The following is a 23,641-nucleotide window of genomic DNA, read 5'->3' as shown; positions in this document are numbered from 1 at the left end:
GGTTACTCAGGGGTGATGAAATGATCGAGACCTTCTTTCCACCCTTCAGGACCGTAGTTCTGGCTGCGATACACGCGCTGCGGGTCGTCCCGTTGCAGCGTCACTGTCTGGCGGCTGTAGCCTTTGACAACTACGGCGTAATCGACGCTATCAAGCAGTAATGCATCGCTTGGGCTGTCCCCCAGTCCGATTGTGATGTGGGTTTTCCCTTCGCGTTGCTGAAACTGTTCCTGAAGCCAGTGTAGCGCCTTATCTTTGCCGGCCTGCATATCTAATACATGCCAGAACCGCCCGCCTTGCAGCATCATTAAACCCAGAGTTGCCAACTGGTCGTTAAATGCGACCATCATTTCTTCGCTATCGCGCCATATCAAGGTTTCCGATGCTTCACTGAGTTTTGCAAGGCCCGCCTGTTTGCGTGTAAGGCCAGTTAACTCACAAAGGGTATTCTCATCGACGTCGGCAAAGCAGGTAAATTTAAAACCAAATTTCTGACGTAACTTATCCAGAACAGAAAACAGCTCTTCATGGCGAATACCCGTCATCAGACGAGGGTAATCGTCGCTGTCACTCCAGCGTGAATCAAGCTGAATAACCGCCCCGTTTTCTGCAATAAACGCCTGTCCGGTCAATGAAAACTCATTTTGCCACTCAATGATTTCCGCAGCACTTTTCGCGCTACACAAAATCAGTGGGATCTCGTTCTGGCGCAAAATGTTAATCCAGGGACTTGCGGCCTCCCAACGGTAGGAATGATGTTCCAGCAGTGTCCCATCGAGATCTGAAATGATTAACAGCGGATCGTGCAGATGCAGCATGGTACTTCTCCTGAAATCCAAAGGTTAAATGCCTGGTTGAGTAGGATAAATCTCAATTAAATTCGCCACCTAATCATTAATGAGTATCAGTATCAGTGCTGGAAACCGCTAAAAATAAGGAAAGACGGCACGATTCAGCTAAGTCGTTGCGAAAAATTGAATATTCATAGAACGAATCATTCATTGTTTTGAAATAAATCTGATGTATGGTGGATGCACATCAGATTTCCTGGTGTAACGAATTTTTCAATTGCTTCTTGCTAACGCAAGTTTATCCCGGCTTTCCTGCCGGGATTCTTTTATTCAGCTCAGCGGTTCACTTCATTAACACTAAAATCGTGTATATCCAGTTCAAAGGCTTCCGCTAATTCGGAGTAGGTGTGCCATGTGCGCCCATCGATACTGACTCGATGCGGATCGTCACTCGCACGTGTCACTTCACTTTCGCTAATCTCATTGATGGCCGCCAATAGCGCATCGACATCAATACACGTGGTTTCATTGAGCTCTTTCGCGGTCTTCATGCAGTCGTCCTCCAGGCTATACCCGTGTTTAAGTATAGACGCTTAACAAAATGCATAACCTTGCGCATCATGCGATGCGAATGAGTCGTTTTTGATCTACACTGGCACAAAGAAACTTGGAGATTTTTGTTATGAATATCAACGATCGCGTGACAGTCAAAACCGATGGCGGCCCGCGTCGGCCAGGTGTGGTATTAGCTGTTGAACAGTTTAGCGAAGGGACGATGTATCTGGTGTCGCTTGAAGAGTATCCGTTGGGGATCTGGTTCTTTAACGAACTGGGGCATCCGGATGGCGTTTTTGTTGAGCGCTCTGAGTAATATATTTGCGGTGGATATCGCTTGCGCTAATCCACCCTAAACCATCCTGGTTGGATTAACGCAAATTTACGAAGATACCGTTGGTGACATTATCGGTAAGGCGGACCACATGATAAATCACTTGCTTATTATGTGTCTTTATCTTGCGTTTTATATTCCCTTTGTGTGACGAAACCGTTTTTGCTTTGATATTCATCTGGTCGGATATTTGAATTGTGCCTTGTCCAGACATCCACATTTTAAGCATGCTGGACTCAGTTCGGCTTAATGATAATGTGGGTAAATTAATGTGCCCGATGCAGTGAGCATTTTTTGCTAAATATTCTGAAAGTATTTCGTCCAGTGACTCTGGCTTTATAGATTTAGAGCTGATCAGTAGATTACTACGCACCAAAAGATATTCATCGAAATGAATATTAGCAATTGCCATAAAGACCAGGAATAAAGTACTGGGATGCTGATTAATGATCTGCTTAATTCGCTCGCTGCTTTGAGCATCATGGATAAAACAGTCCTCATTAATAAACACCACATTGGGTGTCAGGGACTCACAAGCGAGCGCTAAATCCTCAATTGTCTCCACGTTGGTCATCTGTCGTTTTCGGATGCCACGGCTGGTTAAATAACCTGTTAACCCCAACCGGGTATAACTGCATAAGTCCATAATGATCGTTGACATAACACCCCCCACCCGTAATTAAGTATTTTTAGGCGTACTAACTATCTAGTAAAGTTATGTATAATTTGTTAAGAATGCTCTCAAAGTAAAGTGAATGTTCCATTATGTGAGATAGCTAAAAGCATATAAGCCGCGCCAGTTATATCCTGGTGGATGTTATTCAAGAAAGCTTTTAGGAATATCCTCAGCAAGACTCCACAAAACCTGGGGATTAATTCGCGGGAATTTCACTCACAATATCTGAGAGTAAATTAAATACTTCACTAAATAAGTGTTCAGCGAATGGAGCCATTAAGGGAATTAATGCCGTCATCACCAACATGCCCACAGCAAGTGTCAGCGGAAAACCGATAACAAACACAGACAGCTGTGGTGACATGCGGTTTAGCAGACCAAGTGCAATGTTTAGCGTGAGTAACAAAGTGATGAGTGGGAGGGCCAGCATTAAGCCATTGAGGAAGATTAGGCCGCCTGCTCGAGTCAGCGCCATAAACGCGTTACTGTTAATCGGATTGCCACCGATTGGCAGGGTGTGAAAAGTGTCGACCAGCATCGATATCAGCCATAAATGGCCGTTAAACACCAAAAAAAGTAACATGGCCAGCATGTCCATAAAACGGGCAAGGACTGGCATATTCAGGCGGCTACCAGGGTCAAAGAAGGTAGCAAATGAAAGCCCCATTTGCAGGCCGATTATCTCACCTGCAGTACGAATGGCGGCAAAGGCAAACTGCATGGTGAAGCCAAGCGCAATGCCAATCAGAATTTGCTGTGCTGCGAGCCAGAATCCGGCCGCCGAGAAAATAGTGACCTCAGTTGCCGGAAGGGTCGGAGCAACTATCCAGGTAATCATCAACGCGAGGCCAATTTTTACCTTCTTTGAAATCGCACGTTCACTGAGTATTGGTGCAGTTGAAATCAGGGCCAGAATACGAATAAATGGCCAGAACCCCATACTTAATAACGTGAGCCACTGGCCGCTATCAATGTGAATCATCCAATGTTCATCGGGATATTTGTCAGCAGCGTGCGCATATAATCCAGCAGCAGATTAAGCATCCACGGCCCTGCAACGATAATAGTGACGAACACCGCAAGAATTTTCGGGATAAACGATAGGGTCATTTCGTTTATCTGGGTCGCGGCCTGCAGCATACTGATCACCAGACCTGTCACCAGTGCCACCATCAATAATGGGGCTGCGAGCGCCAAAGCCACTTTCATGGCTTCGGTGCCCATCATCATGACCGACTCAGGAGTCATCTTTTCCCCCTCTAACTGTAGAAACTTTGCGCAAGCGAGCCGACCAACAACTGCCAGCCATCCACCAACACAAACAGCATTAATTTAAAGGGCAGGGCGATAGTTGCTGGTGGCACCATCATCATCCCCAGCGCCATCAGTACGCTTGCGATAACCAGGTCGATAATCAAAAACGGAATGAAGACTGTAAAGCCAATCTGGAATGCGGTTTTCAGCTCGCTGGTCACGTATGCCGGCAACAATATGCGCATCGGAACCACTTCAGGCCCTTCCAGCGGCGGTGTATCTGCCAGGCGTGCAAACAGTGCCAGATCTGCTTCACGTGTTTGGCGCAACATGAACTCACGTAGCGGCTTCGAACCCCGCTCAATGGCTTCGTCCATCTGGATTTTGTTTTCACTAAATGGCTGGTAAGCGTCGGTATAAATTTTGTCGAATACCGGGGCCATAATGAAAAAGGTCAGAAACAGCGCAAGTCCCAACAACACCTGGTTGGGCGGTGCAGACGGTGTGCCCAATGCGCTACGCAGCAGGCCAAAAACAATGATGATGCGAGTGAAGCTTGTCATCATCAGTAGAATTGCCGGCAAAAATGTCAGCGAAGTAATAAATACCAGCGTCTGAACTGGCAGCGTCCAGCTTTGGCCGCCGTTAGACATCGGCTGGCTGATGAGGCCGGGTAGCTGGGCAAAAGCGGCTGGCATGACTAACAACAGGCCAAGCAACGAGAAAGGGAGCCAACGTTTCATCAATCTTTCCCGTTACGTTTAAGCAGATTTTTCATCAGACTGTTTTTCATCAATTCGCGGAAATCAGCAGGTGCTGTTGGCGATACAGTTTCGCTCACCGTCGAGGCGGGGAGCGTATGCAAATGAGTGATTTGCCCGGCAGTCACGCCGAGCACCAGACGCGCATCTTGCACATCAACAATCACCACACGTTCACGTGGGCCAACGCTACAACTGGCGCTGACTTTCATCTCTTTGCTGGAGCCAGTTTTCGGCGTAAAGCCAAAACGTTTTGCCACCCAGGCGGCGAGCAAAATAAAAACGATAATCGCGGTTAATGCGCCGCTCACCTGCACCAACGGAGAGCCGGTGCTGGCGGTGGGTTGTGACTGAACAGTTGCCTGGGTTTTCATCGAATTAACGGCTCAGGCGACGCATACGCTCGGATGGCGTAATAATGTCGGTGATACGAACACCGTATTTGTCAGCCACTACCACGACTTCGCCCTGAGCAATCAGATAACCGTTGATCAAAATATCCAGCGGTTCACCTGCTAAGCCATCCAGCGCTACCACTGAACCTTGCGACAAACGCAGCAGCTCTTTGATAGTCATACGGGTACGGCCCAGCTCCACAGTCAGTTTGACGGGAATGTCCATAATCAGGTCGATGTCTTGCATCGCGCCCGCTATGTCATTGCCTTCAAGCGCACGGAATACGCTGTCTGCGGTGCTTTTGTTGGTCGTAACTTTCTGTTCGTTTAACGCGTCAGCCCACAGATCGTCCACGGAGTCTGCATTGTCGTCGGACGGTTGATTAATATCACTCATTTGGGCTGTTCCTCGTTCAGCGAATTCAGTATCGGGTTGATCAAATGTTCGACGCGCAGAGCGTACTGGCCGTTAAGCGTACCGTACTGACTAGTCAGTACCGGAACACCGTCAACGTGCGCCAGAATCCTGTCCGGTTTATCAATCGGTAGCACGTCACCAGGTTTCAATTTTAAAATTTGTGAAAGGCGTAGCGGGATGTCAGCGAAATTGGCAATTAGCTCAAGCTCAGAATGCTGAACCTGACGTACCAGGGTATCGCGCCAGCTTTGGTCTTCCTGACGGGAGTTTTCCAGCGGCGGATTCACCAGCAGCTCGCGCAAAGGTTCAATCATGCTAAACGGCAGGCAGATATTAAACTCGCCGGTCAGGTTGCCGATTTCCACATGGAATGGCGTATTCACCACGATGTCGTTGGGCGACGTCGTAATGTTGGTAAATTTCACCTGCATTTCGGAACGCACATATTCCACTTCCAGTGGATAAATGGCTTTCCACGCGTCGCTATAAGATTCCAGCGCCAGTTTCAACATGCGGTTAATCACGCGCTGCTCGGTATGGGTAAACTCCCGGCCTTCAACTTTGGTTGGGAAACGTCCGTCACCACCAAACAGGTTGTCCACGGCGATAAACACAAGGCTTGGGGAGAATACGAACAAACCTGTGCCGCGCAGCGGTTTCAGATGCATCAAGTTGAGGTTGGTAGGCACGGGCAAGTTACGGGCAAACTCGTGGTACGGCTGAATGCGGATAGCCCCGACGGTAATGTCCGGGCTGCGACGTAACAGGTTAAATAACCCCATACGGAATTGACGAGCAAAACGCTCGTTAATAATTTCCAATGCCTGTAAGCGCTCGCGCACCACACGACGTTGGGTATTGGGGTCATAAGGACGAATGTCGGTTTCATTAACGACACTGGTCTTGGGTTCGTCGGAGTTGTCACTGTCGCCATTTAACAGTGCGTCAATTTCGGCCTGAGAAAGAATGCTATCGCCCATGGGATTACCGCAAAATAAAGGCGGTATACAGCACGTCGCTGACTGCCTGTTGAGGTTGTCCGGCGACCAGAGGCGGTGCCAGCGTATTCTTTATCGCTTCAACCAGTTTCTGTTTACCTTCATCGGTCGCAAGGGCTGCACTGTCCTGGCGGGAAAACAGCAGCAATAGACGACTACGTACTTCTGGCAGGAATTCACTCAGACGTTGACGCGTGGCTTCATCTTTCAGGCGCAATGTGACACCGATATACAAGACGCGGTCAGCATCACCGAGGTTAACCGTGAAGGTGTCCAGTGCGTAAAATACCGGTGCTGGTGGTGGCTCCGGTGCCTTCGCCTGCGCGGCAGCAGGTTGCTGCTGCATACGCCAGTAGCTGTAACCAGCGGTAGCACATGCGGCAAGTGTAATCAGGACCAGTAATGGCATCCAGATGGAGCGCTTGCGGCTTTTTGGCAAAGCGTTGTCAGTCATAAAATGAATCTTTCCTGTATCGGTACTGCATATCTACCCATCGCCCTTCAAGTTGCAGGGGTGTTGGCTGCTCTCATTCACCCGAATCACTTACACAAGTAAGCTCATCGGGATTCATTCGATTGCCGCCTACCTGCACCTTGAAGTAGCTTGGGTATCGGTTGATTATCCTGTGTCGGCGGGCGTTCAAAGGCCCGAAAACAGATGATATTTGTTGTTACCTCTGACGTTTAGCTTAGGGAGCGTGGCTCAGGCGAAAATATCCACCGCGTTATTACCCGATGCTAAACGTTGAATGCTGGCAGGAACCGTCAGCGAATCAGCATCACCCATTGATGGGAAAGTACCGCCCGATCGTGATGCTTGTTGCTGCTGTTGGCCTGATTGCTGTTGCTGCTGCCCGGCAGAACTTTCGCTACTGATACTGCTCTGTCCTAGCTGGATACCACTTTCTGCCAGCGCAATACGCAGGTTTGGTAATGTCGCCTCAAGTGCTGCGCGAACGTGGCTGTGGGCTGAAACCATCTGCAACTGTGCCTGGTTGTCATCAAGCTTCATGCTGATTTGAATCTGTCCTAAATCTTCAGGGTGCAGACGTAGCTCGGCACTTTGCTGGCCCTGGCGAGTGAATAGGGTGATGTGCTGGCTGACTGCCTGCTGCCACTCCTGGCTGCCAAGCTGGGCGCTAATCTGTGGTGCGACCGGCACAGCAATTTGCGCCGAAGCAGGTGTCGCCACCGTTGCGGTACTGAAGACTGGCGTGGTCAGTGCCGAAGCAGTGGTGGTGTTGTTCGCTGTGGCATCACGGTTGCCATTTTCAGTGCTACTTATGGTGAACGTTTTTGCTTCAACCGGTGAGTCGGTTGTTGCGGGTGCATTTTTTGCTGTCGCTGCGCTATCGAGTGTAACGGTGTTATCTGTCGCGATGGCGCTGTTGGTTCGCGCATCAACCGTCGGCGCATTTTTTATACCGCTACTGGAAAGCAAAGTATTCAGGCTAACCGCCGCGCTACTTTCACCATCTGACTGGGTATTGAGTGCGTTGGCGACCGGTAATTGCTGCGGCAGCATGGCAAACAACGCGCTTAATGCCTGCATGTCAGCATTGCTGAGCGTGTGGGTTTGCTCATGTTGCGCATCGACCTGCGCCGTTTTTTCCACGTTGCCGCTTTTCTTCACGTTAGAGAGCAGGGCAGACAATGCCTGTGGTGCATCGAGGTTATTTAACAGCGCGGCAAGCGTGGTTTTTTCATCAGCGGCATCAGCAGCAATTGCAGGTGCGTCTTTGCTCGCTGTTTTACCCAGAGCGGCTTCCAGAGACACGGTTTTACCATCTGCCAGAGTGACTTCACCTGGCAGCGCTTTGCTCAGCAGGCTCAGGAAATCCTCACTCAAGCTTTTATCGCCAGGAGCTACACTACCCGGAGCAGACGCAGTACTTGTGACATCGGGAGAGGTTATAATCAGGGGCTGCATAATCATTCTGCTTTCCTCAGTGTTGCCCGCTGGGCGTATTCATCCATCAGTTTTTGATCAAGCTTGTTCTCAGCCAACAGGACTTGTGCTGCTTTGCGCTGCTGTAAAGTGCTCCAGGCCTGCAATCTCTTCTGCTTCTCTTGCCATACATTCAGCGCCTGAGTGACCTTTCCGTTCCACTGCATCAACTGTTGGCGATGCTGATCGATAGCTTTCTCAAGCGTTTGTATAAATTGCTGATAATTCTGCCAACGGTTACTGGCAATGCCCTGACTCATGCTATCGTTGAGGCTGGAGCTATATTCAAATTGATAGTTAATCAGCATGTTGAGCTGTTCTTCTGCCGCCTGGCAGCCGCGGCGCATTTCCCCTAAGCGTACTGCTGCGTCCTCGACCTCTTTTTCTGCCAGGTCGTGCAGGGTATCCAGTGCTGTGCTTTGGTTCATTGTTACCTCTCGTCAAGCTTAAGTCGGATGACGCCGACACCTATCCGACCTACGATGGGTTATCAAACCGTTGGAAAAATAATCTCCAGTGACTGGCAGGCTTCTTCCCAGCCGCTGCGCTCAAAAATCCCTTGCTGCAAAAAGGCTTCCAGTTGCGGCCACAGCAAAATTGCTTTATCGAGCTGCGGATCGCTGCCTTTGGCGTACGCGCCTACGCTCACCAAATCTCGGTTGCGCTGGAAACTGGATAACAGCTGTTTGAAATGGCGTACGCGTGCGTAGTGCTGTTCGGTAATTAACGAAGTCATGGCACGGCTGATAGACGCTTCAATATCGATTGCCGGGTAGTGACCGCCCTCCGCCAGACGGCGCGATAACACAATGTGGCCATCAAGAATGGCGCGCGCCGAATCGGCAATCGGATCTTGTTGATCATCGCCCTCGGTCAAAACGGTATAAAACGCGGTAATCGAACCACCGCCAGAAATACCGTTACCGGCGCGTTCAACCAGCGCAGGCAGCTTGGCGAAGACTGACGGCGGATAGCCTTTGGTGGCCGGCGGTTCACCAATCGCCAGCGCAATCTCACGTTGCGCCATCGCGTAGCGCGTCAGTGAATCCATAATCAGCAACACATGCTGACCACGGTCGCGGAAATCTTCGGCGATGCGCGTGGCGTAAGCGGCACCTTGCATACGCAGCAGCGGCGAAACATCAGCAGGGGCGGCGATCACCACCGATCGCGCACGGCCTTCGGGGCCAAGAATGTTCTCGATGAAGTCTTTTACTTCACGCCCACGTTCGCCGATTAACCCCACAACAATCACATCGGCCTGGGTATAACGCGCCATCATGCCCAACAGCACACTTTTCCCCACACCAGAACCGGCAAACAGGCCCATACGCTGGCCGCGACCCACGGTTAGCAGCGCGTTGATAGGGCGCACGCCAACATCCAACACGTGTTCGATAGGGGTACGTTGTAAAGGATTGAACGGGGCGGCACCCAATGCACCAAGCGTGGTGGTTTCCGGTGCCGGAAGGCTGTCGAGTGGGCGACCACTACCATCCAGTACGCGGCCCAGAAGCGCCGGGCCGAGGGGCAGTTGTTTGCCATTATGTAGGCCACCTTCGCTGGTGGCGCGAGCATAAACACGCGCACCGGGCAGAATGCCTTCTACTTCTTCAAGCGGCATCAGAAACAGTCTTTGACCGTTAAAACCGACGACCTCACACTCGATATCTCGTGAATGCTGCTCGATGATGCAGGTCGCACCAAGCGGTAATTGCAGACCTGTGGCTTCCAGTACCAGACCGGTTGCGCGAGTCAAACGACCATAACGACGCACGGTCGGCAGTTGAGACATTTTCGCCTCAAAAGTATCGAGCGAATTGAGCCAGCGAGTCAGACGTGCAGTCATCACAACACTCCTGGCGCTGCAAGGCGGCAGAGCTCTTGCCAGCGCGTTGCAACGCTTGCGTCGAGATCGCCTTCATCAGCGGAGACTTTGCAGCCGCCCTGATGCAGACTTGGGTCGCCACGCAAACGCCAGCCATGCAGGCTGAGGGTGGCACCCAACATCTCTTCAACACGTTGCAAATCATCCGGGTGAACGCGCAACTGCGGTTTGCCGCTGAATAGTGGTTCTTGCTGCAATAGCGACTGAATCTGCTTAATCAGCGCAGTGTTATCAATGCCTTTGGTTTCGCCGATAACCTGGCGAGCCGCTTCCAGCGCCATCTGCATCAAACGAGAAGCGATAACGCTGTCGAGCGCGTCGAGCGTGTACTGGAACTCACTGACCAGTTGCTGCATTCGTGCATGTACCGGCGCTTGTTGCTGCTTAGCCTCAGCAAGACCTTGTTCAAGTCCTTGCTGAAAACCTGTTTTACGACCCTCTTCCACGCCAATTTTTTGCCCTTCGGCATAGCCCAGTTGATGGCCTTGCTCATGAGCCTGCATCTGCATTTGAGCAAGTTGTTGCTGTAAATCAGGCACGCTTTCCTGAGCCTGTTCAGGCTCATCGCCATCCGATTCCGACTGGAACATCGGCTCGAAGGCCTGTGAAGGCGGGGCCAGGTCGTCTGGTGTCCAGATTTTCCATGGCAGCGAGTTAGACATAGGTATCCTCGCTGGTGCCAATTACCATCTCGCCGGTTTCTGCCAGGCGACGAACAATAAGCAGAATGGCTTTCTGTTCGTTTTCCACTTGCGACAGGCGCACCGGGCCACGGTTGGAGAGGTCGTCGCGCAGAATATCTGCTGCACGCTGCGACATGTTGCGCAGGAATTTCTCGCGCAGCGGTTGCTCGGCACCTTTGAGGGCGATAAGCAGCGATTCGGATTCCACTTCCTGCAACAGGCGCTGGATACTGCGATCGTCCACTTCGACCAGGTTTTCGAACAGGAACATTTCGTCGATAATTTTCTGTGCCAGCTCGCCGTCGAAGTCGCGTACCGCGGAGATAACTGCTTCTTCCTGCTGAGTTTTCATCAGGTTGATAATTTCTGCTGCCGTTCTCACGCCGCCCATTTTGCTGCGTTTGAGGTTCTGACCATCGAGCAGGTTGTTGAGCACTTCGGTCAGTTCCGCCAGTGCCGCAGGTTGCACGCCGCCGAAGGTGGCGATACGCAGCATTACATCGTGGCGTAAACGCTCGTCGAACAGCGCCAGAATATCGGCCGCCTGAGCGCGTTTGAGGTGAACCAAAATCGTGGCGATGATCTGCGGGTGCTCGTCGCGGATAAGATCGGCGGCACTCTGTGGTTCCATAAAGTTGAGCGTTTCCATACCCGATGTGGTTTCGCGGGTTTCCAGAATATCTTCCAGCAGGCTGGAAGCACGCTCTTCACCCAACGCTTTGATCAGCACCGAACGCAGGTAGTCGTTGGCGTTAATCGACAGCGCCGCATATTGCTCGGCTTCTTGTTCAAATTCAGCTAACACCTCGGTCAGCTGTTTGTTGGAAATCTGGCGAATGCTGGCCATGGCCGCACTAAGATGCTGGACTTCACGTGGGCTAAGGTGCTTGAACACTTCTGCTGCACGGTCTTCGCCAATGGTCATCAACAGAATTGCGCTTTTCTCTGTTCCGCTAATACTCATAGTTCGTTACTCATCCATTGGCGTATAACCAGCGCAACGACGCGCGGATCGTTATCAGACATCTCGCGAATACGTTGACTCATCACTTCAGCGCTCAGTTTTTGATTCACTTTGCGTTGCTGCTGCTGTTCATCTTTCGTCAGACGAACTGAAACTGCATCGTCCTCTTCCGCACGCTGACGCTGTGCTGCCACCTGCGTTTGTTGCACCTCAACCTTGCGTTGAATCAGTGGGCGCACCAGTTTGCGCCACAGCAGCCAGGCAACAATCACTACTACCAACCAACGGCCTGCGGACATCAACATTTCGAAGAAGGCTTGTTGCTTCCAGAACGGCAGCTCAAGGCTGGTTTCTTCTGTCGCGCTAAATGGTGAGTTCACTACGTTGAGCGTGTCGCCACGTGTATCGGAATAGCCCATCGCTTCACGCGTCAGGTTCTCAATCTGCTTCATCTGCTCAGTGGTCAACGGCAACGGTTTGCCATCGGTTAGCTGGCGGTAATTCACGACGACTGCCACAGACAGGCGTTGAATATCACCGACGTTCAGCTTGGTATGCAAAATAGTGCGGTCGACTTCGTAGTTAGTCGTTTCGTCGCGCTGAGTATTGCTTGAGCCGGTTGGGGTAGATCCACCCATCGACGTCGTTTGATTTTGTTGAGGTGCATTTGCCGCATTATTTTGTGGTGCGTTGGCAATAGGGGCATTGTTCGGCGGAGCCGGTTGGTTTGAAAGAGCACCCGGAACACCACCTGGGTTACGGCCATTAACCTGCTCACTTTGGTTTAGCTGGCGTGAACGCACGGCGGCCTGAGAAGGATCGCTGTTCGGGCGATATTGCTCTTCAGTTTTTTCTTTATTGGCGAAATCTATCTGGGCGGTGACCTGAGCATGGACATTCCCGCTACCCACGATAGGAGCGAGGATTGATTCGATACGGCGCTGGAAGCGGCTTTCAACATCCATCGCATATTTCAGTTGAGCATCGTTTAAGTCGCGGCCTGCGGTATTGGACTGCGTGAGCAGATGCCCGCCCTGGTCAACAAGCGTTACATTACCTGGTGGCAACCCTGCAACCGCGCTGGAAACCATATGGACGACGGCGCTGATTTGCCCTTCATCTAAAGCGCGACCAGGCTCGAGGCTGAGCGTTACGGAAGCAGAAGGGGACTTTTGCTCGCGGACAAAGAGAGATGGTTTTGGCATGGCAAGATGCACACGCGCATTTTTTACCGGACCGAGTGTTTCGATTGTTCGTGCCAGTTCACCCTCCAGCGCACGCTGGTAGTTCACTTGCTCGCTAAACTGGCTGATGCCGAATTTTTCCTGGTCCAGCAATTCAAAACCGACCGCACCGCCTTTTGGCAGCCCTTGCTGGGCGAGGCGCAGACGCAGGTCGTAGACTTTATCGGCTGGAACTTCAATAGCACTACCGTTATCGGAGAAGCGGTAAGGCACATTCATTTGGGTGAGTTGCGTGACGATGGCGCCACCGTCCTGATCGGCCAGATTGCTGTATAGCACTTTGTAATCAGGTGTTTTGGCCCACAGTACCAGCGCGATAATAACGGCGATCGCCGCCGCACCTGCGACCATCAGTGGGATTTTAGGATTCGCGCGAACGCGGGTCAGCCACTCCTGGGGTTTGTTTTGTGACGTTTGTGCCTGGCTCGCTGCGGTCATTGAGCACCTCGCAGCTGAACATAGACATCATTTTTACTATAAAGAGTGAACAAAACGAGCTCCCACAACAAAAGTTCCACATAGATGGCACCGTCATTATTTTCTTTCTCAAAACTTTCGATGGCTGAATTAGCTCTATTTATTGACGCTAATTACCGCCTTTGTCCTATTGACAAGGTGTTAATCTTGCCGCGTTAAAAATCATTGGGGCAGGGAAATGGCAATTCAGGGCATTGAAGGCGTTCTTCAGCAGTTGCAGGCAACCGCGCTGTCGGCGGGGAATCCGGTTCAGAATAACGAGCCTAAAGTGAGTTTTGCCGGTGAGTTGCAGGCAGCACTTGGTCGCATCAGCGAAACCCAAACCGCTGCGCGTACCCAGGCTGAAAAATTTGCCCTGGGAACTCCCGGTGTTGCGCTAAATGATGTGATGGTCGATCTACAAAAATCGTCAGTTTCGTTACAGATGGGGATTCAGGTGCGTAACAAGATGGTGTCGGCCTACCAGGAAGTGATGAACATGCAGGTGTAGTTGCTTGATCTATCTAATATATAAGAATATAGACGTACATTTTTATCACTAAACTAAGAGAGCGTAGGTCAATATATAAGCACCTACGCAGACGTGTTGTTGTGAAAAAGTTTGTGGACTTGTTAATTATCATCTTTACTAAGCCACGATAATCATTATTTTTTTGTCATTAATTTCTTTAAAATTACTCAAATGTAATAAATGACTTGCTGCTTCCTGATTCCATTTACATAATCCGCGACAGTTTATAGGGGGTATTGTGGCAACTGTTTATTATTTTATGCTTCTGGCGTCAGGTTATACGAGTGAAGTTTCATGGAACGTGACCCCCATGCCTAGCATGGAAGTGTGCGAGCTCACCTTAAAAGAAGTGATGAAGGGAATTCCTGATGGAAGTTACGGCACTGTCCAGGCCCCATCCGCTGGAAAATGTATAGAAGTTCAGAAGTAAGCAAGATTTTTAAAATGATTCTAAAGGCTGACAATCGTCGGCCTTTTTCTATTCAAATCTTAAAGCCCTTGCCAATTTTTAAATGGTAAGGCAGCTCTACCCCAAATAGGCCTTCATTAATAACTCGGTTGAGGATCACAAACATTAGCGAAATCGGGTAAAGCGCCTTTGTTTTGGCATGAATAGTGGCCATTCTGAAAATTAAAATAATGAGCTTAGATTTGGCTGTGTTGATTTTTAAGTCATATTTTAATGTGGAAAAGAAATCACGCATGGCGATATTCCTTTTAAGATTTATAAGAATAATCTTGATTCATAATCTGCAACTCGCCATGGGGTCTGGTAAAAGATTTGCTATGCCAGGGCTTGAACGGCCCGTCTTAATTTCCTGCGATTGGTTGCAAGCTACTGAAACACTGGCGGGCTTAGTGCTTTAATGCGAAAATTATTTTTTCTCCGCAGTCGGGATAGATGATGAAGAAGATTGCATTATTGACAGTGTTGCTGGCGTTAAGCGGCTGTGTGCAGGTTGATAATTACCTCGAAGTGGTTAAAACCCCAGCGCCTGCCGGACTTGCTGGTTACTGGCAGTCACAAGGCCCGCAAAGTGAGATGGTGAGCCCGGAAGCGATCGCCACTCTTGTGGTCACGCCGCAAGGGGATACGCTCGATTGCCGTCAGTGGCAGCGCGTGCTTGCTCTGCCAGGTAAACTGTTCGTGCGTTCAGATGATTGGTATAACGTGACGAACAAACGCGATGTTTATAGCGTTGAACGTGAAGGCGATACGCTGGAATATGCCGGTATGACGCTGAAACGTGTTGATCGTCCGACGCAAGAATGTGCTGATTATTTGCAGAAGAACCCGCTGGATAGCAAATTACCGTAAGTGATGATTCCCTCTCCTTTAACTGGAGAGGGAAGTTTCAGCCAATCTATAACACCTCTTCCATTACCCACACGCTTACGCTACCGCCGTTGCAGGAAAATGTCGCGCTACCTTTTTCATCGGTGGTGACGGTTTCTTCACGGTTGCCCAGATAATCCCGCCAATTTTTGCTGCCGTAATTATCGCCAAGCGTAATGGTTTTCTCGCCTTCATCACCGTTTGATAGCACCACCACGCAACCTGGATTTTCATCGGTGCCGCTGCGGCTAAAAGCGATGCAATTAGGGTGATCAAACCATAGTGTTTGCACGCCGTGGGCGAAGCGCTCACGAGCATGAATTAAATCATCCAACTGCTCAATTATCGGCATGTCGATATGGTAAGTTTCGCCATCGCCACCCTCATCGTCGTAACTTGAGCCAAATAAATCGGGATAAAACACGCTTGGCACACCGTTTTCGCGCAGCAAAATCAGCGCGTAAGCTAAGGGTTTGAACCATGGCTCAACAGGTGCTTCAAGTGATTGCAGGGGTTGCGTGTCATGATTGGCGACGAGAGTTACAGCGTGGAAAGGGTCGGCTTCAACCAGCGTGCCGGTGAAAATCTGGCTCATGTCGTAATCACGACCTTGCTTTGATGCCTGGTGGAATTTCATTTGCAGCGGCGCATCAAACAGCATCGTTTTGCCATCGACCTGCGAGATATATTCCTGAAGTTTATCGACTTCATGTGACCAGTATTCCGCAACAATAAACAGCGGTTGTTCAGCCACTTCCTGAACATGTTCAATCCACTCTTTGTAGAACCATGCCGGAATGTGTTTGACCGCATCGAGGCGGAAGCCGTTACAACCCGTTTCTTCCATTACCCAACGCGCCCAGTACTTCAACTCTTCTGTTACGGCGTGATTGCGAAAATCTATATTCTCGCCCATTAAATAGTCGAAATTGCCGAGCTCATCATCAACCTGGTCGTTCCAGCCTTCACCGGTGTAATCGTTGATTATCTTGAAAATACCGTCTTCGTTCGGGTTTTCGATGTGGTCAACGCCACTAAAGCATTTGTAATCCCAGATAAACTTCGAATATTTCCCTGCGCGGGCAGGGAAGGTGTAACGCGTCCAGGCTTCGCATTCGATAACTTCGTCATCTATTTCATTACGGTTTTCTTCGTTGACGCGATTGACCTGAATGCGCTCCTTCTCATCAGCGCCCATTTTGTGGTTAACCACCACATCAAGCAGCACTGCGATATCGTTTTCTTTTAGGGCTTTTATTGCTGCCAGCAATTGCGCTTTATCGCCGTATTTGGTCGCCACCGAGCCTTTTTGGTCGAATTCACCGAGATCAAAAAGATCGTAACAGTCATATCCCACGGAATAGCCACCGGAACTGCCTTTATAAGCCGGTGGCAGCCAGACCATATTGACGCCGATATCATTGAGCGTTGCCGCGCGTTCGGCGACTTCTGCCCACAACTGACCCCCACCGGGGTAATACCAATGGAAAAATTGCAATAGGGTTGGGTTTTTCATCGAGTCCACGCTCCAGGAGTCATTTAGCTGACCACTGGAGTATGGAAGATTTTAGGATGACTAGCGGATTAGTTACTGAATGCTTTGCAATGTGAGGCAAAATTATTGTGGTGCATCAGGTACCAGTAACTGGCCTGATAACCTTCCATACGTGTGGTTCAGGGTTTGCTGGCGCGATGACTGGCCGATTAACGAACTCAGTTCGTCAAGGCGCTGCTGTAATAAGTTTTTTAGCGCCTGCTCATTTTCCAGGATTTGCTCTAGTTTTTGCTGCAACATATCCTGCACGCTTTTCGCCGTCCCTGGTGGAATAGGGTTGGCGTTAAGCGTCTCAATGCCTTGCAGGTAAGCGACTTCCTGCTCCAGCAATAAATCCCACTCGCCACGCTGTGCCAGTTCCAGCAACGACTGGCTTAACAGTACAACGTTCTGCCAGCGGCTGATCAGTTCTACATACGGCGACATTAGGCAGGCTCCCGCGCAGCATTCAGAGGTGAGATCTGTTTCCAGGCATCCGCAATATTGGTTAATAGCCCTTCCACTTCTTCAATGATGGCAACATCATTTCGCAGATTGGCCAGCATCAGGCGGCGAATCATGTAGTCATACAGAGAGGATAAATTCGCTGCAATTTCACCACCTTTTTCATTATCTAACCCTGCCTTCAGGCCGTTATCGATAATATTGATAGCCTTGCTCAGTGCCTCACCCTTCGCGGCAAGCTCTCCTTGCTGCATAAACAAGCGAGCTCTGACCAGGGCGCTTAATGCTCCATCAAAAAGCAAAACAATTAATTGATGAGGACTCGCGCTCATCACGGCGCTTTCTACACCAATCTGAGCATATGCTTGTGTACCCCGCGCGCTGTACATAATTACCCCTTGTTATCAGGAACTGCTGGATGAGAATTGTTGAGTCAGATAATTGCTGGTGTTGTTCAGCTTGCTCATCATGGTATCGAGCTGCGTAAACTGAGCTTTATATCGGGCGATGGTGTCATCAATGCTGGAGCTCGTTGCCAGGTATTGTTTTGTCAGGCTTTTTAGCGTGGCGTTGATGCTGTCAGTGGCGCTGTCGATGATACCGTCGTCCGCCAGATAGTCTTTTACCAGGTTCGCAGTGGTTGTGGTGATGCCGGTAGTTTTGCCGTCGCCGACCAGTAATTTTTGCGTATCAACTGAGTTAGTGGTCAATGCTGTTTTCAGCTTATCGTCGTCAATTTTGAGCTTGCCAGTCGTTGGATCTTGAGCAATGCCGATCTGCGACAGGGTACTAAATTTTGAACCAGTGTCCCCCGTCGTAAATTGACCACGAATACCGGTCTGGATAGTGCGAACCACACTGTCACCCAGCAATACGCCATTGCCCGCGCTTTGGTCGGCACCCGCATCTACTGCGCTGTATTTCGTCAGGGAGCTGAAGGTATCCAACATTGAGTTGTAGGCATCAACCCAGCCTTTAATCGCAGCGGTCGCTTTATCGTTGCTTTTTGTTATGGTGACGGTGGCGTTGGTGACTTCTTTATTCAGGGTTAACGTGACGCCTTCTGGCGTGTCTTTAACGGTATTGCTGCCGCTTACCACTTTAATATTGTTGATGGTTAACTCGGCATCTTGAGCAGAAATCGTTTCAGTTAACCCATTTTTCGTGGCGGTAGAATCATAGCCAATAAGTTCGTTTAGCTCGCTGTCGCCAGTGACACTAATCGTCATTGCTTTGTCTTCGCCGGTTTCGGTAGAAGTAATAACCAGCTGGAATTTGCCTTCACTGTTTTTAATAACGCTCGCAGAAACACCACCGTCGGCAGTATTAATCGCATCCCGAATACCATTTAGTGAGGTCTGATCGTCGGTAAGTTTGATTTCCAGCGGTTCTTTACGACCCGGCTGGTTGATGACCAGCGTGCGGTCGGTCGATGAAACGGTGCTTTGTTTATCTGTCGCGCTCTTAGCACCACCCGTTGCCAGCGATTGTGCTTGCGCCAGTTGCGTTACGCTAATGGTGTATTTGCCTGCAGCGGCACCCGCGCCAGTGCTCACACCTAAATCAGTGGTACTACTAACGGCTGTGCTGCTTTTGAAAAGGGTAGCGTCATTCAGTGCGGTATTCGCGGTCTGGAATTTTTCAATCGCGCTTTTAAGCGAGCCATAAGCCGTTAGTTTTGAGCTGTAGCTGGACTGCTGAGCAGTAATTGGTGTGAGTCGACCTTTTTCCGCCGTGCTGAGGTTAGCCAATAAAGTATCCAACGGCAGGTTGGAGCCGACCCCTAATGAAGAAACGCTAGCCATTATTATTCCCTTTTCATTACTAACAATTATTCACAGTGGTATCGGCAACGAGAGCGCAAAGTTTAATGATATTTACAGTCAATTAATGGCGGGAATAATGAAGGCGTTGCGGGTTATTTCTGCGGCTAGAGAAAAAGTGAAATTATTCTAAAGTTCGAAATTAGTGTGCCGATACATGGGTAGACGGTGAGAAACCGTGGGCAACAGCCCAACCACAAAATGTGAATTGATAAGGATAAAAAATCATGGCACAAGTTATCAACACTAACAGCCTGTCGCTGTTGACCCAAAACAATCTGAACAAATCTCAATCTTCTCTGGGCACTGCTATTGAGCGTCTGTCTTCCGGTCTGCGTATTAACAGCGCCAAAGACGATGCGGCGGGCCAGGCCATTGCTAACCGCTTCACTGCAAACATCAAAGGCCTGACTCAGGCTTCTCGTAACGCCAACGACGGTATCTCCATCGCGCAGACGACTGAAGGCGCCCTGTCTGAAATCAACAACAACTTGCAGCGTGTGCGTGAGCTGTCTGTTCAGGCAACTAACGGGACCAACTCCACGTCTGACCTGGATTCAATCCAGAATGAAATCACCCAGCGTTTGGGCGAGATTGACCGCGTTTCCGGCCAGACTCAGTTCAACGGTGTGAAAGTTCTGGCTGGTGATAGCTCTATGAAAATTCAAGTTGGTGCTAACGATGGCGAAACCATCACTATCGACCTGAAAGAAATCACGTCCAGCACCCTGGGACTAGATGGTTTTAACGTGAATGGTAAAGGTGGTGTGGCTAATACCCTGGCTAAAACAACCGACTTGGTGGCTGCAGGCTTCCAAACTGCTGATAACGGTAAAACGTATACTGGTGATGCTGGATTTACTAAAGCCTCAGCAACAGACATTTTTGGAACACTTAAAAGTACTGATAAAGTTACCACTACTGTATCTAACGGTTTTGGTACAGCTGCTGCCGTAGATTATACATATGATTCTGACAAGAAAAACTTCTCTTTCTCTTCGGCTACGGGTGCAGCAAAAGCTGCTGATGTTCAGAAATATCTGACACCAAAGGCTGGTGATACTGTCACAGCAACTGTAGAAATACACGGTTCTAAACAAGATGTCATCATTTCTAGCGACGGTAAGATTACTGCTGCAGATGATAATTCTATTCTGTATCTTGACACTACTGGTAATCTTACCAAAAACGGTGCTAGCTCCTCTCTCCCGCAAGCTACCTTAAACAATCTTCAGGATAATAACGTTGGCGGCACCACTAAGGTGGCGTCAACAATTGTTACTCAAGATGGGAGCTCATTTACGTTCGAAGGTAGTACAACTACAGCTGTAGGATCAGGTACGGTTAAGGTAGAAAAAGCTTTCATTAGCTCGGCTAACTTAGCTACTGCTTCAAAAAATGTGTTAACAGCTGTAGATGCTGCCGATGCTGCTGATACTGATTATTCAATTGACGCCAATGGTAAAGTTACATCGACTGCAACTGGCACACCTACCATTTATTTGGATAATGAAGGTAAGCTCGCCAGCAGTAACGTTGCAACCTATCATGTGCAAAAAGATGGCGCGATAACGAATGATTCTGGTAAGGCCGCTTATGTTTCCGCTGACGGTAAAGTTTCTACTGACGCTAAAACTGCAACCAGCAAAACTACCGATCCTTTGGCAGCTCTGGACAAAGCCCTGGCTAAAGTCGATGCACTGCGTTCAGACCTCGGTGCGGTACAGAACCGTTTCGATTCTACTATCACCAACCTGGGTAACACCTTGGGCAACCTGACCTCTGCTCGTAGCCGTATCGAAGATGCTGACTACGCGACTGAAGTTTCCAACATGTCTAAAGCGCAGATCCTGCAGCAGGCGGGTACTTCTGTGCTGGCACAGGCTAACCAGGTTCCGCAGGGCGTTCTGTCTCTGCTGCGTTAATTCGCCAAAACCTGACCAAACCCCGCGCTTGCGGGGTTTTTTCATATCCATTGTTACCCATAACCCCCAAATAACCCCTTATTTCACCCACTATTCTTGCGATTAAAAACCCTCCAGAAACGGATAATCATGCCGATAACTCAACTAACGCAGGGCTGTTTATCGTGAATTCACTGTATACCGCTGAAGGTGTGATGGATAAACACTCGCTGTGGCAGCGTTATGTACCGCTGGTGCGTCACGAAGCATTGCGCCTGCAGGTACGCCTGCCCGCGAGTGTGGAGCTTGACGACCTGCTACAGGCGGGCGGCATCGGGTTGTTAAACGCAGTGGACCGTTATGATGCCCTGCAAGGAACGGCATTTACTACCTACGCGGTGCAGCGCATCCGTGGGGCGATGCTTGATGAGTTGCGCAGCCGTGACTGGGTGCCCCGCAGCGTCAGGCGTAATGCCCGCGGCGTTGCGCAGGCAATTGGTCAACTGGAGCAAGAGCTGGGCCGTAATGCTACCGAAACAGAAGTAGCAGACCGGTTGGATATCCCGCTCAACGAATACCGTCAGATGTTGCTCGACACCAATAACAGCCAACTCTTCTCTTATGACGAGTGGCGTGAAGAGCATGGCGATAGTATCGAACTGATTACTGAAGAACATCAGCAGGCAAACCCGCTTCAACAACTGTTGGAAGGGAATTTGCGTGAACGTGTGATGGGCGCAATTGATGCGTTACCCGATCGCGAAAAGATGGTGTTGACCCTTTACTACCAGGAAGAGCTGAATCTGAAAGAGATTGGCGCGGTGCTGGAAGTGGGGGAGTCGCGCGTCAGTCAGTTGCACAGCCAGGCGATTAAACGTTTACGCACTAAGCTCGGTAAGTTGTAAATGCCCGTCATACTTCAAGTCGCATCTTTGTTGGCAGCGTTCACACGCCCGAATTACTTACTGATGTAAGTTTATCGGGACTTGTTCTCTTGCCGCCGCGCTGCGACTCGAATTATTTGGGTATTTGGCGAGATAATCGGGATTACATAATGACGGTGCAGCAATTAAAAAAACGGCCATTAAGCCGTTATTTGAAAGACTTTAAACACACACAAACTCATTGTGCGCAGTGCGCAAAATTGCTCGACAGAATCACGCTTACGCGTGGAGGTGAAATTGTCAGCAAAACCGCCATTGCTCAACTTGATACCTTAATAGATGAAAATGGCTGGCAGGCTGAACGCCAGTCCTGGGCAGCACTGTGCCGTTTTTGCGGTGATTTGTATTGCAAAGAGCAGCAACACTATTTCGATATCATTGGCTTTAAAGAATACCTGTTCGAGCAAACCGAGATGAGCCACGGCACTATCCGCGAATATGTGGTGCGCCTGCGTCGTCTGGGGAATCATTTTGCCCTACAAAACATCCCATCTCCCACTTCAACTAACGCCTTCTTTGACGATTCACTGGAAGAATGGTTACCGCCAACCAGCACCAACAATTACCGTATTGCACTGCGCAAGTACGGGCAGTTCCAGACCCTGAACCAAAATACCCTTGCCCATTTCCAGGAAAATAAATCAACTTCTGATCATTACCCAAAAGATTTCATGTTGCAGGAAGGCGGCAAGCGAGTGAATCCCGATGAGCTTACTGTAGTAAGTGATTCGGGTGAAAGAGAGCAGCCAACGCACCTGCAACTTGAAAGATAAGGGTATATATTAAAATGGCATAACTTGTAGCGTAGTGGTTTTGATTGATTATATTAAGTCGTTACACTACATCAAATTATCGACATTCGGGGTATCTATGAAATTAGCAATGGTGGGGCGTCAGGCGCTGATGGGCGTGCTGGCTGTGGCAATGGTAGCTGGCGCGAGTGTGCAGACGTTTGCGGCGGAAAACTTACTCAATAAAGTTAAAGAACGCGGCACGTTGCTGGTTGGGCTGGAAGGGACTTACCCTCCGTTCAGCTTCCAGGGTGATGATGGCAAACTGACCGGTTTTGAAGTGGAATTTGCAGAACAACTGGCACAGCACCTGGGCGTGAAAGCCGCGCTTAAGCCGACTAAATGGGACGGCATGCTGGCGTCACTGGACTCCAAACGCATCGATGTGGTGATTAATCAGGTCACAATTTCCGATGTGCGTAAGCAAAAATATGATTTCTCCACGCCATACACCGTTTCCGGTATTCAGGCGCTGGTGAAAAAAGGCAATGAAGGCAGCATTACCGGGCCTGAGTCGCTGAAAGGTAAGAAAGTGGGTGTTGGCCTTGGGACAAACTACGAAGAGTGGTTGCGTGCCAATGTGCAGGGCGTTGATATCCGCACTTATGATGATGACCCAACTAAATATCAGGATCTGCGTGTAGGTCGTATCGATGCCATTCTGGTTGACCGCCTGGCGGCACTGGATCTGGTGAAGAAAACCAAAGATACCCTGGCAGTAGCTGGCGCTCCATTCTCTCGTCAGGAAGCGGGTGTTGCCGTGCGTAAAGGCAACGAAGACCTGGTTGAAGCTATCAACAAAGGTATCGCTGAAATGCAGAAAGATGGTTCTCTGGCCAAGCTTTCCGAGAAGTGGTTTGGTGCAGACGTGACTAAGTAGTTTACGAAAGCCTGAAAAAAGGTGCTGATTTCAGCACCTTTTTTTATTTGCATTTGCGGGCATTCGG

27 protein-coding genes and 1 pseudogene are annotated in these 23,641 nt (G+C 49.7%); 7 read left to right on the top strand and 21 right to left on the bottom strand.

Annotated features, from left to right (window positions below; translation table 11 throughout):
* Positions 1–2: 2 nt before the first annotated feature.
* Both GC128_RS10870 and yodD read right to left on the bottom strand, forming a co-directional pair.
* A complete protein-coding gene (locus GC128_RS10870) occupies positions 3–818 on the bottom strand; it encodes a mannosyl-3-phosphoglycerate phosphatase-related protein (protein ID WP_151994305.1) in 816 nt (271 codons plus the stop codon).
* Between the two features lie 308 nt (positions 819–1,126).
* A complete protein-coding gene (gene yodD / locus GC128_RS10865) occupies positions 1,127–1,342 on the bottom strand; it encodes a YodD family peroxide/acid resistance protein (RefSeq protein ID WP_151994304.1) in 216 nt (71 codons plus the stop codon).
* 131 nt (positions 1,343–1,473) lie between these two features.
* On the opposite strand from yodD, the gene dsrB reads away from it, so the two are divergent.
* Positions 1,474–1,662: a protein DsrB gene (gene dsrB / locus GC128_RS10860; RefSeq protein WP_064512068.1), complete on the top strand. Its 189-nt coding sequence runs from the start codon at positions 1,474–1,476 to the stop codon at positions 1,660–1,662.
* 55 nt (positions 1,663–1,717) lie between these two features.
* Here dsrB and rcsA read toward each other — a convergent pair whose 3' ends face one another.
* From rcsA to fliF, 14 genes are all read right to left on the bottom strand, one after another.
* Positions 1,718–2,341 carry a transcriptional regulator RcsA gene (gene rcsA / locus GC128_RS10855; protein WP_151994303.1) on the bottom strand — a complete coding sequence of 208 codons (624 nt, stop codon included), beginning with the start codon at positions 2,339–2,341 and terminating at the stop codon, positions 1,718–1,720.
* Between the two features lie 211 nt (positions 2,342–2,552).
* Positions 2,553–3,338, bottom strand: a complete 786-nt coding sequence (fliR, locus tag GC128_RS10850) for a flagellar biosynthetic protein FliR (protein ID WP_151994302.1) — start codon at positions 3,336–3,338, stop codon at positions 2,553–2,555.
* Positions 3,335–3,604, bottom strand: a complete 270-nt coding sequence (gene fliQ / locus GC128_RS10845) for a flagellar biosynthesis protein FliQ (protein ID WP_034458225.1) — start codon at positions 3,602–3,604, stop codon at positions 3,335–3,337. Before fliQ ends, fliR begins: the two co-directional genes overlap by 4 nt.
* Before the next feature lie 11 nt (positions 3,605–3,615).
* A complete protein-coding gene (fliP, locus tag GC128_RS10840) occupies positions 3,616–4,353 on the bottom strand; it encodes a flagellar type III secretion system pore protein FliP (RefSeq protein ID WP_151994301.1) in 738 nt (245 codons plus the stop codon).
* Positions 4,353–4,745: a flagellar biosynthetic protein FliO gene (fliO, locus tag GC128_RS10835; protein ID WP_151994300.1), complete on the bottom strand. Its 393-nt coding sequence runs from the start codon at positions 4,743–4,745 to the stop codon at positions 4,353–4,355. Before fliO ends, fliP begins: the two co-directional genes overlap by 1 nt.
* A 4-nt stretch (positions 4,746–4,749) precedes the next feature.
* Positions 4,750–5,163 (bottom strand): flagellar motor switch protein FliN, encoded by a 414-nt coding sequence (gene fliN / locus GC128_RS10830; RefSeq protein WP_134186496.1) that lies wholly within the window; start codon positions 5,161–5,163, stop codon positions 4,750–4,752.
* Positions 5,160–6,164: a flagellar motor switch protein FliM gene (gene fliM, locus GC128_RS10825; protein ID WP_034458217.1), complete on the bottom strand. Its 1,005-nt coding sequence runs from the start codon at positions 6,162–6,164 to the stop codon at positions 5,160–5,162. The genes fliN and fliM overlap by 4 nt, the downstream gene beginning before the upstream one ends.
* A gap of 4 nt (positions 6,165–6,168) precedes the next feature.
* Complete coding sequence (fliL, locus tag GC128_RS10820) at positions 6,169–6,636, bottom strand: flagellar basal body-associated protein FliL (protein WP_151994299.1); 468 nt, start codon at positions 6,634–6,636, stop codon at positions 6,169–6,171.
* 249 nt (positions 6,637–6,885) lie between these two features.
* Positions 6,886–8,118 (bottom strand): flagellar hook-length control protein FliK, encoded by a 1,233-nt coding sequence (locus GC128_RS10815; protein ID WP_226812073.1) that lies wholly within the window; start codon positions 8,116–8,118, stop codon positions 6,886–6,888.
* On the bottom strand, positions 8,115–8,558 hold the full coding sequence (gene fliJ, locus GC128_RS10810; protein ID WP_134186500.1) for a flagellar export protein FliJ: 444 nt from the start codon (positions 8,556–8,558) through the stop codon (positions 8,115–8,117). The genes GC128_RS10815 and fliJ overlap by 4 nt, the downstream gene beginning before the upstream one ends.
* A gap of 62 nt (positions 8,559–8,620) precedes the next feature.
* Positions 8,621–9,979, bottom strand: coding sequence for a flagellar protein export ATPase FliI (gene fliI / locus GC128_RS10805; protein ID WP_151994298.1), 1,359 nt, complete (start codon positions 9,977–9,979; stop codon positions 8,621–8,623).
* A complete protein-coding gene (fliH, locus tag GC128_RS10800) occupies positions 9,979–10,680 on the bottom strand; it encodes a flagellar assembly protein FliH (protein WP_151994297.1) in 702 nt (233 codons plus the stop codon). Before fliH ends, fliI begins: the two co-directional genes overlap by 1 nt.
* Positions 10,673–11,665, bottom strand: coding sequence for a flagellar motor switch protein FliG (fliG, locus tag GC128_RS10795; RefSeq protein WP_064512055.1), 993 nt, complete (start codon positions 11,663–11,665; stop codon positions 10,673–10,675). The genes fliH and fliG overlap by 8 nt, the downstream gene beginning before the upstream one ends.
* The gene (fliF, locus tag GC128_RS10790) at positions 11,662–13,347 is read right to left on the bottom strand and encodes a flagellar basal-body MS-ring/collar protein FliF (protein WP_151994296.1); all 1,686 of its coding nucleotides are present in this window, start codon (positions 13,345–13,347) and stop codon (positions 11,662–11,664) included. Before fliF ends, fliG begins: the two co-directional genes overlap by 4 nt.
* 217 nt (positions 13,348–13,564) lie before the next feature.
* Here fliF and fliE point away from each other — a divergent pair, with 217 nt between their 5' ends.
* The gene (gene fliE, locus GC128_RS10785; protein WP_134186506.1) at positions 13,565–13,876 is read left to right on the top strand and encodes a flagellar hook-basal body complex protein FliE; all 312 of its coding nucleotides are present in this window, start codon (positions 13,565–13,567) and stop codon (positions 13,874–13,876) included.
* A 503-nt stretch (positions 13,877–14,379) separates the two neighbouring features.
* Here the strand turns inward: fliE and GC128_RS10780 are convergent.
* Positions 14,380–14,601, bottom strand: coding sequence for a hypothetical protein (locus GC128_RS10780; protein ID WP_151994295.1), 222 nt, complete (start codon positions 14,599–14,601; stop codon positions 14,380–14,382).
* 200 nt (positions 14,602–14,801) lie between these two features.
* Between GC128_RS10780 and yedD the strand changes: the two genes are divergently transcribed.
* Positions 14,802–15,215, top strand: coding sequence for a lipoprotein YedD (gene yedD / locus GC128_RS10775; RefSeq protein WP_151994294.1), 414 nt, complete (start codon positions 14,802–14,804; stop codon positions 15,213–15,215).
* A 46-nt stretch (positions 15,216–15,261) separates the two neighbouring features.
* Here the strand turns inward: yedD and amyA are convergent, their stop codons facing one another.
* From amyA to fliD, 4 genes are all read right to left on the bottom strand, one after another.
* Positions 15,262–16,749 (bottom strand): alpha-amylase, encoded by a 1,488-nt coding sequence (gene amyA, locus GC128_RS10770; protein ID WP_151994293.1) that lies wholly within the window; start codon positions 16,747–16,749, stop codon positions 15,262–15,264.
* A 102-nt stretch (positions 16,750–16,851) separates the two neighbouring features.
* A complete protein-coding gene (gene fliT, locus GC128_RS10765; protein ID WP_064512050.1) occupies positions 16,852–17,214 on the bottom strand; it encodes a flagella biosynthesis regulatory protein FliT in 363 nt (120 codons plus the stop codon).
* The gene (gene fliS / locus GC128_RS10760; RefSeq protein WP_151994292.1) at positions 17,214–17,621 is read right to left on the bottom strand and encodes a flagellar export chaperone FliS; all 408 of its coding nucleotides are present in this window, start codon (positions 17,619–17,621) and stop codon (positions 17,214–17,216) included. Before fliS ends, fliT begins: the two co-directional genes overlap by 1 nt.
* Before the next feature lie 15 nt (positions 17,622–17,636).
* A complete protein-coding gene (gene fliD / locus GC128_RS10755; RefSeq protein ID WP_151994291.1) occupies positions 17,637–19,037 on the bottom strand; it encodes a flagellar filament capping protein FliD in 1,401 nt (466 codons plus the stop codon).
* A 245-nt stretch (positions 19,038–19,282) separates the two neighbouring features.
* Between fliD and GC128_RS10750 the strand changes: the two genes are divergently transcribed.
* The 4 genes and pseudogenes from GC128_RS10750 to tcyJ all read left to right on the top strand — a co-directional run bounded on the left by GC128_RS10750 (position 19,283) and on the right by tcyJ (position 23,574).
* Complete coding sequence (locus tag GC128_RS10750) at positions 19,283–20,980, top strand: FliC/FljB family flagellin (protein ID WP_151994290.1); 1,698 nt, start codon at positions 19,283–19,285, stop codon at positions 20,978–20,980.
* A gap of 164 nt (positions 20,981–21,144) precedes the next feature.
* On the top strand, positions 21,145–21,864 hold the full coding sequence (locus GC128_RS10745) for an RNA polymerase sigma factor FliA (RefSeq protein WP_064512046.1): 720 nt from the start codon (positions 21,145–21,147) through the stop codon (positions 21,862–21,864).
* A gap of 149 nt (positions 21,865–22,013) precedes the next feature.
* Positions 22,014–22,562 (top strand): annotated as a pseudogene (gene fliZ, locus GC128_RS10740) (flagella biosynthesis regulatory protein FliZ); the annotation flags it as partial.
* A 211-nt stretch (positions 22,563–22,773) separates the two neighbouring features.
* Positions 22,774–23,574 carry a cystine ABC transporter substrate-binding protein gene (gene tcyJ / locus GC128_RS10735; RefSeq protein WP_064512045.1) on the top strand — a complete coding sequence of 267 codons (801 nt, stop codon included), beginning with the start codon at positions 22,774–22,776 and terminating at the stop codon, positions 23,572–23,574.
* Positions 23,575–23,641: the final 67 nt, after the last annotated feature.

The organism is Buttiauxella massiliensis (assembly GCF_902500225.1).
Taxonomy (GTDB): Bacteria; Pseudomonadota; Gammaproteobacteria; order Enterobacterales; family Enterobacteriaceae; genus Buttiauxella; species Buttiauxella massiliensis.
This window is presented reverse-complemented; position numbering and strand designations above follow the sequence as displayed.

What these genes read in the sequence shown, in the direction of transcription:
- fliN (WP_134186496.1), bottom strand. Translation starts at nt 5,163, where the DNA reads ATGAGTGATATTAATCAACCGTCCGACGACAATGCAGACTCCGTGGAC.
- fliJ (WP_134186500.1), bottom strand. Translation starts at nt 8,558, where the DNA reads ATGAACCAAAGCACAGCACTGGATACCCTGCACGACCTGGCAGAAAAA.
- GC128_RS10780 (WP_151994295.1), bottom strand. Translation starts at nt 14,601, where the DNA reads ATGCGTGATTTCTTTTCCACATTAAAATATGACTTAAAAATCAACACA.
- GC128_RS10750 (WP_151994290.1), top strand. Translation starts at nt 19,283, where the DNA reads ATGGCACAAGTTATCAACACTAACAGCCTGTCGCTGTTGACCCAAAAC.
- fliQ (WP_034458225.1), bottom strand. Translation starts at nt 3,604, where the DNA reads ATGACTCCTGAGTCGGTCATGATGATGGGCACCGAAGCCATGAAAGTG.
- fliF (WP_151994296.1), bottom strand. Translation starts at nt 13,347, where the DNA reads ATGACCGCAGCGAGCCAGGCACAAACGTCACAAAACAAACCCCAGGAG.
- rcsA (WP_151994303.1), bottom strand. Translation starts at nt 2,341, where the DNA reads ATGTCAACGATCATTATGGACTTATGCAGTTATACCCGGTTGGGGTTA.
- fliL (WP_151994299.1), bottom strand. Translation starts at nt 6,636, where the DNA reads ATGACTGACAACGCTTTGCCAAAAAGCCGCAAGCGCTCCATCTGGATG.
- fliR (WP_151994302.1), bottom strand. Translation starts at nt 3,338, where the DNA reads ATGATTCACATTGATAGCGGCCAGTGGCTCACGTTATTAAGTATGGGG.
- fliH (WP_151994297.1), bottom strand. Translation starts at nt 10,680, where the DNA reads ATGTCTAACTCGCTGCCATGGAAAATCTGGACACCAGACGACCTGGCC.
- yedD (WP_151994294.1), top strand. Translation starts at nt 14,802, where the DNA reads ATGAAGAAGATTGCATTATTGACAGTGTTGCTGGCGTTAAGCGGCTGT.
- amyA (WP_151994293.1), bottom strand. Translation starts at nt 16,749, where the DNA reads ATGAAAAACCCAACCCTATTGCAATTTTTCCATTGGTATTACCCCGGT.
- fliP (WP_151994301.1), bottom strand. Translation starts at nt 4,353, where the DNA reads ATGAAACGTTGGCTCCCTTTCTCGTTGCTTGGCCTGTTGTTAGTCATG.
- fliE (WP_134186506.1), top strand. Translation starts at nt 13,565, where the DNA reads ATGGCAATTCAGGGCATTGAAGGCGTTCTTCAGCAGTTGCAGGCAACC.
- fliS (WP_151994292.1), bottom strand. Translation starts at nt 17,621, where the DNA reads ATGTACAGCGCGCGGGGTACACAAGCATATGCTCAGATTGGTGTAGAA.
- GC128_RS10815 (WP_226812073.1), bottom strand. Translation starts at nt 8,118, where the DNA reads ATGATTATGCAGCCCCTGATTATAACCTCTCCCGATGTCACAAGTACT.
- GC128_RS10870 (WP_151994305.1), bottom strand. Translation starts at nt 818, where the DNA reads ATGCTGCATCTGCACGATCCGCTGTTAATCATTTCAGATCTCGATGGG.
- fliO (WP_151994300.1), bottom strand. Translation starts at nt 4,745, where the DNA reads ATGAAAACCCAGGCAACTGTTCAGTCACAACCCACCGCCAGCACCGGC.
- fliI (WP_151994298.1), bottom strand. Translation starts at nt 9,979, where the DNA reads ATGACTGCACGTCTGACTCGCTGGCTCAATTCGCTCGATACTTTTGAG.
- tcyJ (WP_064512045.1), top strand. Translation starts at nt 22,774, where the DNA reads ATGAAATTAGCAATGGTGGGGCGTCAGGCGCTGATGGGCGTGCTGGCT.
- dsrB (WP_064512068.1), top strand. Translation starts at nt 1,474, where the DNA reads ATGAATATCAACGATCGCGTGACAGTCAAAACCGATGGCGGCCCGCGT.
- fliT (WP_064512050.1), bottom strand. Translation starts at nt 17,214, where the DNA reads ATGTCGCCGTATGTAGAACTGATCAGCCGCTGGCAGAACGTTGTACTG.
- fliG (WP_064512055.1), bottom strand. Translation starts at nt 11,665, where the DNA reads ATGAGTATTAGCGGAACAGAGAAAAGCGCAATTCTGTTGATGACCATT.
- yodD (WP_151994304.1), bottom strand. Translation starts at nt 1,342, where the DNA reads ATGAAGACCGCGAAAGAGCTCAATGAAACCACGTGTATTGATGTCGAT.
- fliM (WP_034458217.1), bottom strand. Translation starts at nt 6,164, where the DNA reads ATGGGCGATAGCATTCTTTCTCAGGCCGAAATTGACGCACTGTTAAAT.
- fliD (WP_151994291.1), bottom strand. Translation starts at nt 19,037, where the DNA reads ATGGCTAGCGTTTCTTCATTAGGGGTCGGCTCCAACCTGCCGTTGGAT.